Source organism: Sulfuricurvum sp. (assembly GCF_030691015.1).
Lineage (GTDB): Bacteria > Campylobacterota > Campylobacteria > Campylobacterales > Sulfurimonadaceae > Sulfuricurvum.
Genome location: NZ_JAUYFF010000001.1, coordinates 78,307 through 94,074, shown reverse-complemented (window position 1 = coordinate 94,074; position 15,768 = coordinate 78,307). Strand labels below are relative to the sequence as shown.

The 15,768-nt window shown below is 40.8% G+C and carries 17 protein-coding genes; 14 read left to right on the top strand and 3 right to left on the bottom strand.

Annotated elements, in window-relative coordinates:
• Nucleotide 1: 1 nt before the first annotated feature.
• The 4 genes from Q8O20_RS00460 to Q8O20_RS00445 all read left to right on the top strand — a co-directional run bounded on the left by Q8O20_RS00460 (nt 2) and on the right by Q8O20_RS00445 (nt 3,471).
• Entirely contained in the window at nt 2-1,153 is a 1,152-nt protein-coding gene (locus Q8O20_RS00460; RefSeq protein WP_304739792.1) for a cation:proton antiporter, read from the top strand.
• A gap of 94 nt (nt 1,154-1,247) precedes the next feature.
• Nucleotides 1,248-2,021: a flagellar motor stator protein MotA gene (gene motA, locus Q8O20_RS00455; RefSeq protein ID WP_304739790.1), complete on the top strand. Its 774-nt coding sequence runs from the start codon at nt 1,248-1,250 to the stop codon at nt 2,019-2,021.
• An 11-nt stretch (nt 2,022-2,032) separates the two neighbouring features.
• On the top strand, nt 2,033-2,884 hold the full coding sequence (motB, locus tag Q8O20_RS00450) for a flagellar motor protein MotB (RefSeq protein ID WP_304739788.1): 852 nt from the start codon (nt 2,033-2,035) through the stop codon (nt 2,882-2,884).
• Between the two features lie 14 nt (nt 2,885-2,898).
• Entirely contained in the window at nt 2,899-3,471 is a 573-nt protein-coding gene (locus Q8O20_RS00445; RefSeq protein ID WP_305529557.1) for a class I SAM-dependent methyltransferase, read from the top strand.
• Between the two features lie 31 nt (nt 3,472-3,502).
• Here the strand turns inward: Q8O20_RS00445 and Q8O20_RS00440 are convergent, their stop codons facing one another.
• The 3 genes from Q8O20_RS00440 to Q8O20_RS00430 are packed head-to-tail and all read right to left on the bottom strand — an operon-like array spanning nt 3,503 to nt 5,896.
• Nucleotides 3,503-4,036, bottom strand: coding sequence for a peptidylprolyl isomerase (locus Q8O20_RS00440; RefSeq protein WP_305529556.1), 534 nt, complete (start codon nt 4,034-4,036; stop codon nt 3,503-3,505).
• On the bottom strand, nt 4,036-4,440 hold the full coding sequence (gene msrB / locus Q8O20_RS00435; RefSeq protein ID WP_305529555.1) for a peptide-methionine (R)-S-oxide reductase MsrB: 405 nt from the start codon (nt 4,438-4,440) through the stop codon (nt 4,036-4,038). The genes Q8O20_RS00440 and msrB overlap by 1 nt, the downstream gene beginning before the upstream one ends.
• Entirely contained in the window at nt 4,415-5,896 is a 1,482-nt protein-coding gene (locus tag Q8O20_RS00430) for a hypothetical protein (protein ID WP_305529554.1), read from the bottom strand. Before Q8O20_RS00430 ends, msrB begins: the two co-directional genes overlap by 26 nt.
• A gap of 704 nt (nt 5,897-6,600) precedes the next feature.
• Here Q8O20_RS00430 and Q8O20_RS00425 point away from each other — a divergent pair.
• The 10 genes from Q8O20_RS00425 (at nt 6,601) to Q8O20_RS00380 (ending at nt 15,736) form a co-directional block, all read left to right on the top strand.
• Nucleotides 6,601-6,960 carry a PepSY domain-containing protein gene (locus tag Q8O20_RS00425; RefSeq protein ID WP_305529553.1) on the top strand — a complete coding sequence of 120 codons (360 nt, stop codon included), beginning with the start codon at nt 6,601-6,603 and terminating at the stop codon, nt 6,958-6,960.
• Nucleotides 6,957-8,141: a TolC family protein gene (locus Q8O20_RS00420; RefSeq protein ID WP_305529552.1), complete on the top strand. Its 1,185-nt coding sequence runs from the start codon at nt 6,957-6,959 to the stop codon at nt 8,139-8,141. The genes Q8O20_RS00425 and Q8O20_RS00420 overlap by 4 nt, the downstream gene beginning before the upstream one ends.
• The gene (locus tag Q8O20_RS00415; protein WP_305529551.1) at nt 8,141-9,187 is read left to right on the top strand and encodes an efflux RND transporter periplasmic adaptor subunit; all 1,047 of its coding nucleotides are present in this window, start codon (nt 8,141-8,143) and stop codon (nt 9,185-9,187) included. The genes Q8O20_RS00420 and Q8O20_RS00415 overlap by 1 nt, the downstream gene beginning before the upstream one ends.
• Entirely contained in the window at nt 9,187-12,243 is a 3,057-nt protein-coding gene (locus Q8O20_RS00410) for an efflux RND transporter permease subunit (protein WP_305530024.1), read from the top strand. The genes Q8O20_RS00415 and Q8O20_RS00410 overlap by 1 nt, the downstream gene beginning before the upstream one ends.
• Complete coding sequence (locus Q8O20_RS00405) at nt 12,243-12,530, top strand: DUF3240 family protein (protein ID WP_305529550.1); 288 nt, start codon at nt 12,243-12,245, stop codon at nt 12,528-12,530. Before Q8O20_RS00410 ends, Q8O20_RS00405 begins: the two co-directional genes overlap by 1 nt.
• Nucleotides 12,531-13,178 (top strand): response regulator transcription factor, encoded by a 648-nt coding sequence (locus Q8O20_RS00400; RefSeq protein ID WP_305529549.1) that lies wholly within the window; start codon nt 12,531-12,533, stop codon nt 13,176-13,178.
• On the top strand, nt 13,168-14,379 hold the full coding sequence (locus Q8O20_RS00395) for a HAMP domain-containing sensor histidine kinase (RefSeq protein WP_305529548.1): 1,212 nt from the start codon (nt 13,168-13,170) through the stop codon (nt 14,377-14,379). The genes Q8O20_RS00400 and Q8O20_RS00395 overlap by 11 nt, the downstream gene beginning before the upstream one ends.
• A 43-nt stretch (nt 14,380-14,422) precedes the next feature.
• Entirely contained in the window at nt 14,423-14,827 is a 405-nt protein-coding gene (locus tag Q8O20_RS00390) for a Tn3 family transposase (protein WP_305529547.1), read from the top strand.
• A 208-nt stretch (nt 14,828-15,035) separates the two neighbouring features.
• Nucleotides 15,036-15,305, top strand: a complete 270-nt coding sequence (locus Q8O20_RS00385; RefSeq protein WP_305529546.1) for a zf-TFIIB domain-containing protein — start codon at nt 15,036-15,038, stop codon at nt 15,303-15,305.
• Between the two features lie 71 nt (nt 15,306-15,376).
• Nucleotides 15,377-15,736: a hypothetical protein gene (locus Q8O20_RS00380; protein WP_305529545.1), complete on the top strand. Its 360-nt coding sequence runs from the start codon at nt 15,377-15,379 to the stop codon at nt 15,734-15,736.
• Nucleotides 15,737-15,768: the final 32 nt, after the last annotated feature.

Below are 15,768 nucleotides of genomic sequence, written 5' to 3'. Positions count from 1 at the left end.
TATGAGCAATACCGTTGTCATTATTACCCTCTCTCTGTTGGTCTTGCTCTCTCCATTTTTATCCCGTGTGACTAAAATACCGGTGGTAGTTGTCGAAATTCTTCTTGGGAGTCTTGCAGGCTATTTCGGATTTTTGGTTGAAAACGAACTCTTTAAAATCATAGCTAAGGTCGGATTTTTATACCTGATGTTTTTGGCGGGGATGGAGGTCAATCTTAAAGCCTTCGGTTTTGAAAAGTCCTCTCTTTTAAGGCGTACGATACTCTATTTTGTCATGTTGTACGGATGTTCACTCGCCCTTTTTATCTATTTCAATCTCAGCTCGGTCTATTTGGTCGCGTTCCCTATTTTTTCGTTGGGTATGCTTATGGCATTGGTCAAAGAGTATGGGAAAAATGAGCCGTGGCTTGCCCTTGCCCTCAACATCGGTATCATCGGTGAACTGGTCAGTATTATGGCGTTGACGATTCTAAGCGGCGGTTTGGAATATGGGTATAATCGGGAATTTGCGTTTACCCTCGGAGGGCTCTTTTTATTCCTTATAGGGTTTGTCCTCTTTTTCCGAGGAATTCGGATCCTTTTTTGGTGGTATCCGGGACTTAAAACACTTATTATGCCTCATGATGACGGTAAAGATCAGGATATCCGTTTCTCTATGGCATTGATGTTTATTATGGTCGCCGTGATGCTGTATCTTAAAATTGATGTTGTCTTGGGAGCATTTTTGGCAGGGATGTTTATCGCGACCTATTTTAAACATAAAACTGAGCTTCCCGAAAAACTCTCCTCTTTCGGATTTGGATTTTTAGTCCCTATTTTCTTTATTCATGTCGGTTCAACCCTCGCATTGGAAGCGTTTACCGATATGAAAATCCTCCAACTCGCCTTTTTTATCGCCAGTGCTATTATCGGTATCCGTCTTATCAGCTCGTTTGTTGCTTACGGGGGATATTTGGGCCTGAAAAACACCATTTTGTTTTCCCTCAGTGATTCGATGCCGCTTACCTTTACTGTTGCCATTGCAACCTTGGGGTACGGGGCAAATGCCATTACCCATGATGAGTATTATGCATTTATCGTAGCAAGTATGGGAAGTGGAATTTTTCTGATGCTCTTGATTAAAGTTTTATATACTTTTTTTAACAAAAAATAGAGATAATTACCCTTAAATTTCAGTAAAAACAAGATACAATCAAGCAATAAGTGCCATGGTAATATCAAGGATACCCTAAGCGAGAAGGAGTCACGTGGATTTAACGGTTATTTTAGGGATAGTAGGGGCAATTGCAGCTATTTCAACAGGGGATCTTTTAGATGGGGGAAATCCCCTCCATATTATTCACTTAGCTTCTTTGATCGTTATTTTCCCTACGGCTATGTCTGCTGCTGCGGTCGCTACCGACGTTGAGTACGTTAAGGGTGCTTTTAAAAATCTCGGTCCAATCGTTTTTAAAAAAAGCTCTGTCGATTTACATGCGAGAATCAAACAAATTATTGAGTTATCCACAATGGCACGACGCGACGGTCTTTTGTCGTTGGAAGCAAAAGTGGCTCAATTGGATAATGAGTTTTTAAAACAGGGACTCAGTATGGCGGTTGACGGTAACGAAGTCGATACGATTGTCGAAACGATGGAATTGGTTATTGAAGAGACAGAACACTACTATCACGGTTGTGGGCATTACTGGCTTCTTGCGGGGGAAACATCACCCGTTATGGGTCTTATCGGAGCCGTTTTGGGTCTGATTCTAGCACTTCAAAAACTTGATAATCCGGCTGAAATGGCAAAAGGTATTGCAGGGGCGTTTACGGCAACGGTTACGGGTATTTTCTCTTCGTATGTTCTTTTAGGACCTTGGGGCAGAAAGATGATTGCTAAATCACACCATATCGTTAAAGAACAAAAGTTGATGCTTGAGGGGATTGTAGGGATTGTCCATGGAGACAACCCTCGTACCCTTGAAGCAAAATTGTTGAACTTTCTTTCCCCTGCGGAAGAGAAACATAGCCAATTTAATTGATGAGCAGATAGATGGCAAAAAAACACAAGTGTAAAAAGTGCCCGGAGTGTGAAGCGGGTGAGAAGTGGGCAGTTCCGACCGCCGACTTTTTCAGTCTCTTATTAGCACTTTTTATTGCCCTTTTTGCTATTGCATCGGTTAATACCGAAAAAATACGGGCTGTAAAAGAAGAGTTTGTTAAAATTTACGATTACGCTCCGGTTCCTGAATCGGTCACTCCTGTTGTCGATATGGTCAGCGAGAGTAAGCCGACACCTGACGCGACTGCCAACCCTTCAGGAAAAGCGCCTGTTGCTGATGGCGGATCGCTGTTGGTAGGTTCACCTCCTGTACCGGCTAGTCAGGCTATGTCTGAGGCGATTCAAAGAATTCAGCAAGATTTGAAAAGTGCATCGATGGGAGCGGGACCACTCGATCAGAGTATGGATGGCGTATTGTTAAAACTCCCTACCTCAATCCCGTTTAAAGGGGCCAATGCAACGATTGATAATGAAGAGATACATCTGTTTCTCAGACGTGTTACCGATATTATTAATACATTGCCTCCTACCGTTGATATTTCCGTACGCGGATACACCGATAATCAACCTCTCCCTAGAGGGACAGCGTATAGAGATAATATCGAACTCTCAAGCCAAAGAGCCGAAACGGTAATGCGGGAATTGATTCGTAACGGTGTTGCACCGGAGCGCTTATCAACGGCGGGATTCGGTTCGGCGAAACCGGTTGCCGAGAACACAAGTGAAGAGAATCGTGCTAAAAACAGACGGGTAGAGTTTTATATGTTCGTCTCCAATGACACACCGCTCGATCAAGCGAAACAAAATAATATTTTGGATGCCTTGAGTAAACTTAAAAAATAAACCGGCACATAAATATGAACCGAATCGATAACGAACACTTTTATCATTCGGGTATCATAAAATACGGCTACACACCGCAGGGACTTCGTTGGAACTCACACGAATCGCAAGAAATACGTTTTTATCAATTAGTCTCACTTTTACCGCGTGATGCAAGTTCGGTTGTTGACGCAGGATGCGGTTTCGGTGATCTTTGTACCTATATCCGCTCCACTGGACAGTACACTCTTAGTTACACAGGACTTGATTCACTTGAAGTGATGGTGGAGGAGGCTTCTCGCCGTAGCGGAGAGAGAATATACCAGTGTGATATCCTTAGCGATCCTCTTCCTGTCGCAGAGTTTTATCTCTGCAGCGGAGCTCTCAATATTCTAACCCATAATGCTGCTTATCGCTTTATCGAGCGGTGCTACAATGCCTCTACGCGCGGTGTGATTTTCAACTTTTTAGAAGGAAATCAGGAATCAAAAACCTTTAATTATCTTCATACTATCCATATTAATACATTGGCTGAGAAACTGGGTGCACAGACTTTATTTCGCCGTCATTATTACGAGAATGATTGTACCGTAGCTTTTTATAAGTGATTTCCCCCTTTATAGGGGGCATTGAAAGAGATTAGGGAAGTAGCGTAGCTTTAATGATTTTTTGGGTTTGTAAAGGTTTATCGCCACTGCGTTGGCCATTGGTTTGAATGTTATTGAGTTTGTTCAATGTATCCATTCCTGAGACAACACGACCGAAAATAGTGTGATAACCGTTAAGCCAAGGAGTAGGGGCTGTCGTAATGAAAAACTGGCTTCCATTGGTTTTAGGTCCCGCATTAGCCATTGCTAATATACCCGCTTTATCAAAAACGATTCCCGATTTAAATTCATCTTTAAACGGTTTTTTCCAGATTGATTCGCCGCCCATTCCGGTGCCGGTCGGGTCTCCTCCCTGGATCATAAAATTTTTGATGATACGGTGAAACGTTAATCCGGTGTAATAGCCATTTTTGACATGGGTCGTAAAATTTTCTACGGCCATAGGGGCGACATTCTCATAAAGTTCGAGGGTAATAGCCCCTTGAGTCGTTTCTAATAAGACGCGCGGATGTTCCGCGGCAAAACTGAGGATTGATGTTAAGAATAAGGCAAGAATAAGGCGCATTAAGACTCCTGTTGACGTGGTGTAAAGGTAAGAGAAACGGAATTGATACAATAGCGTAATCCGGTGGTTTTAGGACCATCAGGGAAAACATGTCCTAAATGAGCATCACACGAAGCGCAAAGGACTTCTACACGGACCATGCCATGGCTGATATCCCGATTTTCTTCAAGTGCATCAGGGGTGATGGGACGGTCATAACTGGGCCATCCTGTACCGGAATCGAATTTAGCGGAGGAATCAAACAGCGGCGCGGCACAGCATACACAACGGTAGATACCATCACCTTTGAACGCGGCGTATTCTCCGCTAAATGCTCTTTCTGTTCCATGCCCTCGTGCAACTTGATACGCTTCGTTTGAGAGTAGCTCTCGCCACTCCTCATCGCTCTTTAGAATTTTGGTCATAATTTTCTCCTTTCGGATTTGTAAAAGAGATTATAGTGGCACTTTCTGATGCACGGCTTAGCGGATAGGTGTAATTCTTTTCTTTATCGGAGGTGATGCAATAGACATAAGGTACATGAAGCCCATAGGTATTGTTAGAGGTCGTGAGAATGAGACCATCAAGGTTTTGGTACTGTAAACTAAATTCTCTATTCAATATGCGTGTATTGATATCGAAATATTCATCGATGGCTTCTTTGTAATCTGCCAGGTGCACATCATCAGGAAGAATAACCATAATCTTTTCCGCTGATATAGACTGCAAGCATATCCTCAGCTCTAATAGCAAGGTAAGTAGTGGTTTTCCGCTAGAGGCCGGAACTTTTGTGTAGATAATATTTTTTTGATAATTATTATGCAGGATACAAGCGGAATCACTGAACGGAGTATATTCATTGTGCATTGAGAGGAGAAGCCACCGTTTTTCTCTATGCTCTATCAGCGTCTCTATAAACTTTTTATTCATCGTGTAGGAATCATCGCACATTATAATCGAGGCAGTTTGAAAACAATCAAGTTCCACTAGTCGTTCAGCACTGTAAGGAGAATAGAAGCTTAGAGATGAGAGATCAACGTTAAGTGCACCGTATTCTAAAAGAGAGATGAATTCATTACGGAGAATCTCTCCTCCTATAAGGGTAGGGGTAATAATGAGAATCTTCTCTTTCGGGTTAAGGAGTAGTGACAAGAGCGCTTTACGTATTATGAGAGTACTCTTGCCGCTGTTGTACTCACCAAAAAGAGTTGTAACGGTATCCGAATAATCGGTTTCTAGAAAGTTTTGCTGTTCTTCAGAGAGAAAAGCACCGTAAGGTTTCTCGTCAGAGGGGAGGAGGAGCGTATGGGATTGAAGGGAGCCAATGACTTTCAGGGTAGAGTAAGGCTCCTCTTTCTTGGGGGTCAAAAGATCAAATTTTCGGTGAATCGATTCTTGTGCGGAATCGCTGAATATGAGGCGCTCTTTAGGGAGAAGTTCATGAAAAGAGGAGTCTAACGAATCAAAATCCTCTTCGCGTAAGCAGCTCATCCAAAAAAAGCGTTCACACACGGTTGAGTCAAATGAGAGTATATCTTCAAGTTTACGGCGAATCGCTGTTTCGGTCGTTTCTAAATGGGTAGAAGAGAGTTTTTTATTTTTTTTGGATGCACGTTCAACACTAGCGCCTTCGAGACTTTCGAGACTCCATTGCAGCTTTTCTCCAAATAAGAGTCCTCTATCGGGAAGAAAGAGTAATATATCGATTACGCTCCGATTCTCTTGGTAAAAAAGATTAAAATTTTCAAAAAAGAGACCTTTTTCCTCTTTGGCGATTAGAGCGAAGAACTCTTTTTGTATCGTATCATCGTGAGTGTCTTGTACTTGAGGATCAGGAAGAGACTTTTTGGAGAAAAAACGGTTATAGAAAGAAAAAAACATCTATACCTTCTGCATTATAGAGATTGCGTATTTGAGATAACAAGACCGATTCTGAAAGTAACAATTATAACTGATTTTAGTGTGAAATGAAAATAGATAGAGGTAATGAAGAAAAAAAATAAGCCGAGGGTAAACCCTCAGCATATTAAGGGGTGATTATTTTCCGGCTTCTACGCTGTCTTTAAGTATACTAATAAAATATTATATTTATAGTACATTAAATAATGTTTTAATCCTCTACTTAGTGGTATATAATTGTACTATAATATTTTATATATTGTTGACAAGAAGTCTCTACAGAGACATGGGTCAATATGTCAAAATTTATTTAACGCGTAGAGAAATATAGATAAAAAGCTATAATTAACCAAACAAGACAATAAACCAGCATCGGGAATGATAATGATTTTAGATTATAAGACTAGAGCTAAAGACTTACCATATGCAATCAAAAAAGAGGCTATTCAAAAGTTCATAGGTAAAGAGATAAACTATGAGGTACGATACGAAAAATAGTTTGTAGGTTTAAACCCTAAACCCAATATGGTTTAATGGTTAACCTAAGATAAATTATATTGAAAATAACATCACTTGGAATCTTAGGTATGTTATATAACTGCATTTTAAAGAATGTTTCTCTCATGATTTTCTCACGTCAAATCCATAAAATGGCATCATAAATATTTCTATTATGAGGCTAAAAAATGAAACTTACCCCCTTTGTATCTCTAACATTTCTCTCCTTATCGCTTTATGGAGCGATGGGATCATCGATCAGTGTCCCACCACAAGAACATCAGAAATATACTTTTGGAAATCATAAAAATCATCCAGTTCAAAAAATGGAAGAACGCCAATATTATAAATCGATAGCTCCAATGAAAGAGGGAGAAATACGTAATCATCTCTCTTCGCAAGGGTATAGCGTCCGTGATATTAAACTTCGTGATATTGCTTCGGAATTGGTCTATCAGGTAAGTGTTAAAGATACAGCTTCAAAAGGTGTAAAACTTTATGTTGACCCTGCAAACGGATCGATTTTAAAAACGGAGCCGATTGAATGAAATCTGCATGGGTCTACAGCGCTATTTTAATACCGTTCTTGGGGAATGCGATAAGTTTTAATGAGCTTTCTGAACGTGCTTACACCGTTTCCGAGGAAATGATCCAGTTTAATGGTCGCATTAATGCCATCAATTTTGAAAAAGCTTCTGTTATTGCTTCTGAACCTATGAGTATTGAGACATCTGCGCGGAGAATCAAGGGTGATGATCCTATCAGCAGTGGTACAGAATATGGGGTGATGGTGGATTACTCGTTTAAAAATCCATCACTGCGTTCGGCGCAGGAACATGAATTTGAATTGTTGAAAAAAGGGACAAAGCAAGAGATAGCTGCCCAAAAAGGACATATTCAAATCGGTTTAAAGCGTGATTGGCTTTTGTACAGGTTGGAACAAGATCGCAGTTCGATTCTTGTTCAAAAACGTGATTTTTCCTATAAAGCTTACATTGTCGGAGAGAAAAAATTCAAAGCCGGACGGTTATCACAGATGGAATTGTTGCGTCTAGATAGTGAGTATCGCGCTACACTTCAAGAAGTAGCATCTGCTCTTATGGAAGCCGAACATGCGCAATACCGTCTGAGAGAAGCGGTAATGATGAAGGATGAAGTCATTATCGACGATATGGAGTTCAGATTTATAGAATCTAGCGCTTTAGAGGATCGTCTCAAAGAGACTCCATTGTTGAAATCACTGGATAATCGCATTGAAGCATTGGATGGATCAATCGCAACCGTGAGACATTCAACGGTTGAATCAGTATCTATCGGGGTCGGAATAACGCAAGAACCGACGCAGAATAGTGTCGATTTTCGTCTCACGATTCCCTTGGCATTTAGCAGCAAAAATGAGAACAAAATCGCTGCGTTGATGAGTGAACGGAGTGCTCTGGTTCATTTACGGGAAGTAAGTAAGCAAAAGCTTCAACTCAGTGTCGCTGGATTGGTAGAGCACTTAGGCGAGCGTGAAGAGAGAATCAACGTATTATGTGAAAATGAAAAACATTATGAGACTCTTTTTGCAATGGCACAAAAAGGGTATGAAGGGGGTGTTATGGGGCAATTTGAATATCTTGCTTCCAAAAATGCGTACTATGATGCACGATTGCGCACGCTCGAACTGAAACAAAGCTACATTCAAGAGATGGCTGAAATAGAAGAGAAAATAGGGAGAGTTTGGTAATGAAACGAAGTTTATTACTGCTTATGGCAGCAACAGCGGCGATGGCACAGATCACGATCAGTGATGCTCAGATGAAAAAAATGGGAATAACTGTAGGGAAAGTGACTCTTGCCACCAGTTCAACAGTAGGTCCTCTCATTGCAAAAATTGACTATGATGAAGAGAAATCCAAAAGCTATTTTTTGAATCATGAAGCGTCAGTAGTAGCATTAAACGTGCGTGCCGGTGATCGGGTACAAAAGGGGCAAGTGCTTTGCCGTATTGCTTCACCTGAACTGTTAGCGAACGGATTTGAGCTCAAAGAGGTTCGAAATCGGTATCAAAGCATCCAAAATAATGTAAAAAAAGATGAAGCCCTCTACAAAGATGGAGTTATATCTTATCGAGACTATCAAATCAGTGCCCTCGAAGCCGCGTCATTACGCTCACGTATCTTGACGCTTGAGGCTCGGTTTAGCCTTGCCGGAGTTCGTCTAAATACGGACGGTTCTTTAGCGGTTATCGCGCAAAAAAATGGGGTGATTACCACTGCACCATCAACAGTAGCTGAAAAAATTACTCCGTATCAACCTTATTTTAGGATTTCGGATACCGATGCGATGGTGGGAATACTTAATCTTTCTCCCAAACAAATTGCTTCAATCTCTAAAGGAGACAAAGTTTTAAACAAAACAGGAACTTCGCTAGGTACGATTATCTCTGTTTCTCCCTCTGTAAACGGTTCGACGAACTCTGCTACCGCGATTGCCCGTTTAAATGATAGCTCCGGTGAATTACGTGCAGGAACGACCACCGGATTATTTGTATCGGTATCTAAACCGGTAACCTCTATTCTCATCCCCTCCAATGCTGTTGTAAAAAATCAAGGAAAAAGTATTTGTTTTATCCATACGGCAAAGGGGTTTCAAGCGCAAGAGCTTGCTATAGTCGGTCTAAGTAAAGATGGGGTGCTTGTACGTCAAAAAGGAATTGATCAAAACACAAAAGTTGCGATGAGCGGGTTAATTATCCTCAAAGGTGCTATGAGCGGATTAGGGTTTGAATGATGTTGAATTCCATCATTGAATTCTCGCTCAAACAGCGTATTATTGTACTTTTAGCCGCTTTGGCAATCATCGTTTACGGGATTTATTCCTTTATAAAAATCCCTATCGATGCTTTTCCTGATATTTCACCTACGCAAGTAAAAGTTATCCTCAAAGCTCCGGGTATGACACCCGAAGAGGTAGAGTCCAGAGTGGTTCGTCCGTTGGAAGCGGAGCTTATGGGGATAGAGAATCAAGTACTTCTCAAAAGTACGTCCAAATATGCTATTGCGGACATAACCATTGATTTTAGCGATGGTACTGATATCTATCGTGCCCGTTCTCAGGTTAGTGAAAAACTTACTTCGGCAATGGAATCACTGCCCAAAGGGGTAAGCGGTGGGATGGCTCCGATTACAACACCGCTGGGTGAAGTATTTATGTTTACGGTTGAAGGAAATTTGAGTCAACAAGCCAAAAGAGAACTGCTTGATTTCGTTATCCGTCCTGCACTGCGTGGGGCTAAAGGGGTTGCGGATATCAATGCATTGGGTGGAGAAGTACGGACGATTGCTGTCATTCCGGATGTGAGTGCTATGGGACGTATGGGAATTACAATAGCTAATTTAGAATCAGCATTGGCTGAAAACCTTAAAAATGACGGAGCCGGAAGACTGGACAAAGGCGATGAAGGGTATTTGGTCAAAGTTCAAAGCGGTGTTCAAAACAGCAGTGAAATTGCTAATATCACGATCCATTCGCACAACGGACCGATACGCCTCGGTGACTTTTGTACTCTAAATGATGAATCACGTACACGGCTTGGTTTTGTTACCAAAGACGGTTTGGGTGAAGCAACTGAGGGTCTCGTGATGGCACTGCGCGGAGCCAATGCCAAAGAGACGATCATTGACATAAAACAACGACTTGCTGCATTGGAACCGACACTTCCAAAAGGGGTGAGCATTGTCCCTTTTTATGATCGGAGCGAATTAACTCAAAAAGCGGTGGATACGGTTTCTACTGCACTGCTTGAAGCAGTTATTTTAGTCATTGTATTGCTATTATTATTTTTAGGTGATGTTCGAGCGGCGATAGCGGTAGCCGTTATTTTGCCGTTGTCACTCTCCATAGCATTTATTATGATGCGTTATTTCGGTATTACCGCAAATTTAATGAGCTTAGGCGGTTTGGCAATTGCCGTTGGGATGCTCGTAGACTCTGCGGTTGTAGTGGTTGAAAATACCTTTGCCAAACTGGGAGAAGCCGATCAAAAGCTCCCAAAACTTCATCTCGTCTATCGCGCTTCCAAAGAGGTGAGTATTTCGGTATTCAGCGGCCTTTTGATTATTGCTGTAGTCTTTTTACCGCTCTTGACACTGGAGGGGCTTGAGGGAAAACTTTTTGCACCCGTGGCGATGACAATTGTGTTTGCCCTTTTGGGTTCATTGATCCTTTCTCTCACCGTAATTCCGGTTGTCGCATCGTTGCTTCTCAAAACGGTTCCGCACTCTGAAACACGGCTGGATCGTTTTTTTGCACAGTTGTATGCTCCGACACTCAATTTTGCCTTGACTCGAACGAAGACGCTCTTTATCGGAGCGATAGTCTTTTTGGTTATAAGCTTTTCCCTTTTTGGATTGGTAGGTAAAACGTTTATGCCGACATTGGATGAGGGGGATTTGATTTTAATTGTCGAGCCAATGCCTTCCATCTCATTAGAATCATCAAAAGATCTCAATTTGGCAATCCAAAAAGAGCTTCTCAAAACTATTCCGGAGATCAAGACTATTGTTGCGCGAACGGGTACGGATGAACTGGGACTAGACCCTATGACCCTCAATCAGACCGATACCTTTTTGATCCTAAAACCCAAAGAAGAGTGGAAAGCAAAAAGCAAAGAGGAAATCATGGAAAATATTATGATTACGCTTAAGCCTTTTACGGGGGTTGGTTTTAGCTTTACTCAGCCGATTGATATGCGTATTTCGGAAATGTTGACAGGGACACGGGGTGATTTAGCGGTCAAGATTTTCGGTACCGATATTGATACACTCAATACCCTCAGCGCAGAGGTGGGGACGATTTTAGAGGGCATTAAAGGTTCCAGCGAAGTAGTTGTTACCCTAAACGAGGGGATAAACTATCTCAGTATTACCCCTGATAGGCTGGCGACAGCAAATACGGGAGTCAGTAGTGGCGAGTTGCAACAATTTTTAAAAGCGTCATTGGAAGGGATTATTGTCGATACCGTTCCTCAGGGCAATGCACGCACCCCTGTTATGATCCGTTTGGACAGTGATATCGCGCAAAATTACGAGAAGTTTAGTGCCTTAGAGATCCCTTTGAGTGAAGGGGGCAGTGTTCCCTTGGCTAGTGTGGCTACAATAGAGGAAACTGAAGGTCCAGTACAAGTACTCCGAGAAAATAATGAGCGTCTGAGTGTGGTTCGCTCTAATGTTGAAAACCGCGATTTGGTCGGATTTGTCGAAGAGGCAAAACAAAAAATCAATGAGGGCATTAAACTCCCTAAGGGATACCATATCGTTTATGGCGGAGAGTTTGAAAATCAGCAACGTTCATCTGCACGTCTGATGGCCGTGGTTCCGGTGAGTATCGGAGTGATATTTCTGATTCTCTTCTTCACCTTCCGATCGGTGAGTACTACCTTGCTAATTTTATTGAATATCCCTTTTGCAGTGACGGGGGGGATTATCTCCCTTTTCTTGAGCGGTGAGTATCTCTCTGTCCCTGCATCGGTCGGGTTTATCGCTCTCTTTGGGATTGCAGTACTTAACGGTGTTGTGATGGTGAGTTATTTTAATACTCTTCTGGGGAACGGATTAACGATAGACGACGCTGTTGCTGAGGGCGCGCGCCGACGACTCCGTCCGGTATTGATGACTGCATTTATCGCGGCACTTGGATTGCTACCGCTGTTATTTGCGTCAGGTGTGGGGAGTGAGATTCAAAAACCGTTGGCGATTGTTGTATTAGGAGGATTAGTGACATCTACTATCTTAACGCTTCTTATTTTGCCTCCTGCCTTTAAAATGATTTATAAAAGGGGTAAATAATGAGTTTAATAGGAATGGATATTTACTTTGAAATCGGAAATAAAGACACATTGGTTGATTTGTTATTGGAAGAAGGGTATGATGATTTTTACTTTTTCCCTTGTAAACGCTACAGTGCCGGAGCCTTTTTAATAAGTGCCGAAGAGCAAGTCAGTGCAAGACGAGATTTTGGGCTGTTTCGTCTTTTTATGCATGAAACCGAAGCTATAGTTTTATCGGCCGCAATTAAAAAAGAGTTAAGAGATAAAACGGTCAAAATATTTATGAATGAAATAAAAGAGCTATAAATGCGAATATTGATTGCAGACGATGAAAAAGAGCTCTTGGAGTTGTTGACGTTTTCTTTACGAAATGAAGGGTGGCTTGTTGATGCTGTGAGTGAACTAGATGAGGCAAAGAGTCACCTTGACGCATTTACTTATAGTGTGATTATTTTCGATCGAACGTTTTATGGAAAAGATAGTGTGAAAGAATTGATTCACTATGCCAAACAACAAAATCCATCACAGCCTATTTTGATTCTAAGTGCACTGGGAAGCGTCGATGACAAGGTGCAAGGGTTGGAATTTGGGGCAGACGATTATCTCGAAAAACCGTTCGATGTCAAAGAACTAAGAGCACGCATTATTGCTCTTTCCCGACGCTTTTCACCAAAAATCTTACACCTTCAAACTTTTGACATTGATCTTGTTCGTCAAAGTATCCAAAAAGAGGGAATCGATATTGTTCTTTCCAAAAATGAACATGCCTTACTTTTTTATCTGCTAAACCGTACTTCCGTCGCTTCACGTGATGAAATTATGGATGCTCTGTATGAGAACCCTCAAAATATTACTCCTAATGCTATCGATGAACTGGTGGGTCGTCTGCGCCGTAAGCTGGATCCATCCATAATAAAAACGATAAAAACGCGAGGTTATCTCATTGAAATTTAAGTGGGCAGAATCACTGAAGATCAAAATATCATTTATCTTTTCAATGCTTATCGCCATAGCTTTTAGTCTCAACTGGATGGTAGCATCGGAGACGATTAGGGGGGAGAAGGTTGCTGATTTAGAAAAAGTGCTTAAACACGTACTGATTGAGAGTGCTGGAGAATATATTCATACTCCATTGACACCCAAAACTGATTTAGCCTTTTTGTATTCTATTCCTCATACAGAGATGGTTTTAAAAGAATCAGAAGCAAGTCATCTTCAGTTTGTGATCACGAAAACCCCTTATTTCACTCAGCAAAAACAAATTGCGGTAGCACATCTTCTTTCTAATGGGTATTATCTTAATGCCATTAGTGATAGTGAAAAAGTAAATGCGTCCGTTCATAAATATGCCCAAAAACTTCTCATCCGCTATCTTTTTTCATTGTTGATTATTTTGTTGATCAGTATTTTTTTACTTGATTATTATATGAAACCTTTATCGGTTTTAGCTCAAAAAACACGAGAGTGGAGCAGTAAAGAACCGTTTGATTTTTCCCTTGATAATCCGGGTACGGAAATCGCAGAACTATCTAAAGCATTCAGCACGCTGATTCATCGTTTGGAGGTATTTCGTAGCAAAGAGGCTGAGTTATTTAAAGAAGCAGCGCATGAGTTAAAAACCCCTTTGGCTTTGATGCGTTCACGGCTCGATGTTTATCAGAACAATGCAAAGTATGAAAAACATAAATTTACGGAAGATTTAGGCAATGATCTCCAGAGGTTAACGGCTGAACTTAAAAATGTGCTATTTTTAGAAGGTTCTGATTTTGTAGAAGAAAGCGTCGTCGATGTTGTTCAAACGGTTAAAAAACTGGAAACCAAAATGGGTATTTTGATTCAGCGTAAACAGTTAGTGTTGAAATTACCTAGGGAGAGTTTTTCGATTGTAGCTTCTGAAAAACTACTTTCAAAAGTCCTTAGTGCATTGCTTGAAAATGCGATTACCTATGCCAAAGAGAATACCACCGTAGAGATTGGATCGGATTCAATAATGAAAAAAATATGGATAGATAATACTGTCGGTGCTGAAAAGTACTTATTCAGTTCCAAAATAGGGGAAAAAATATTAAAACGGCTGAGTCGTGAAATAGGGTTTGAGTACACTATTACACAGGATGCAACGTCTTTTCAAATCGAATTGATATTTAATTCCTAATCACTGTGGTTCAGCGACACATCAAATTGGGTTTGCCACAACAGTGTATTTTTTATTTTACAATAAATTCTCCAAAGCTGTATTTTTAGGAAACAGCGGAGAATATTTCTATGCCACCAAAAAGGAGCAAGATATCGCCAGTAATGCCCTTCAATTGATTCAAAACTCAATCATTTGCTGGAACTATCTCTATTTCGCATACCTGATCGCCAAAGAGAAAGATTCGGACCAACAAAACAAAATTATTAACACCCTCAAAAACGGCTCTATCGTCCACAGTCAGCATATCAATTTCTATGGGGAATATGATTTTACTGAGAAGGCTCTCGAAGAAGAGTTCGATATGGATGCGATAAAAGTATTATCGAAATCAATGAATGGGACTGTAATGGAAAAAATGCTTGTAGGAGCTCAGAGAAGTTATTTAAGCCAATTATATAGCGTGTGAGGTATGTACCCTAAATAATGCGTCTGATATCAGCATTGTGCCGTTGAGAGGGATATGTGGTAAATGTCTATATGTTTGGTGATATTTCGATAGGTACGTTTATGGCATTTATGTCGATTGCTATCGGTTTGATGAGCTATTAAAAATTATAGGTTATTTGTTTATCAAATTCTATTAGAATGCTACAAAAGTTTATGCAGGAGTTACTATGAAATGTCCGGTATGCGTCACCGAATCGTTAGTTATGTCGGAGCGAAGCGGAATCGAAATCGATTATTGTCCGAAATGTCGGGGTGTTTGGCTCGATCGCGGAGAACTCGATAAAATCATCGAACGTTCTGAGAAACAAGTATCTTCAAATTCGCTTTATAATCAAGAGCGTTCATCCTCTCGCAATGACACTTACGAGCGCAAAGAGTATCCACATCATCAAAAACATCACAAAAAAGAGTCGTTTTGGGGTGAGCTTTTTGATTAAAAGTTAAGGAAATTTTACATCAGTGTCTTTGAGTTTTGATTCGTATAATATTGGTTTAGGTATAATTTCATATGCTTAAATGGTTGCTTTTGATCTTTATTATTCCAAGCCTGTTATTCGGGAAACTCTACTCAGTAGAAACCCAAGCCAATAGTTCTCACGATCATATGCAAACCTACTGTGGCTCAGAAAACAGTGAATCAAACAACCATTATCTTCACCTTCATGAACACGATCACGAGAGTGGTATCTCCTCACACGCCCATAGCCATGTTCATTTTACAAAAACCTTCAATCCTACAGACTCATTTCTTTTTTTTATGGAAGATGAGAATTTTACTCCTGCTTTGAATGGTTATATCGCTACAAGCATTGATTTGTTTATCCCTACCGACATCACTCAAGATTTGTTTAGACCTCCTATCGCTTAACTCTCTTTTTTCCTTTTTACACCATTATTACT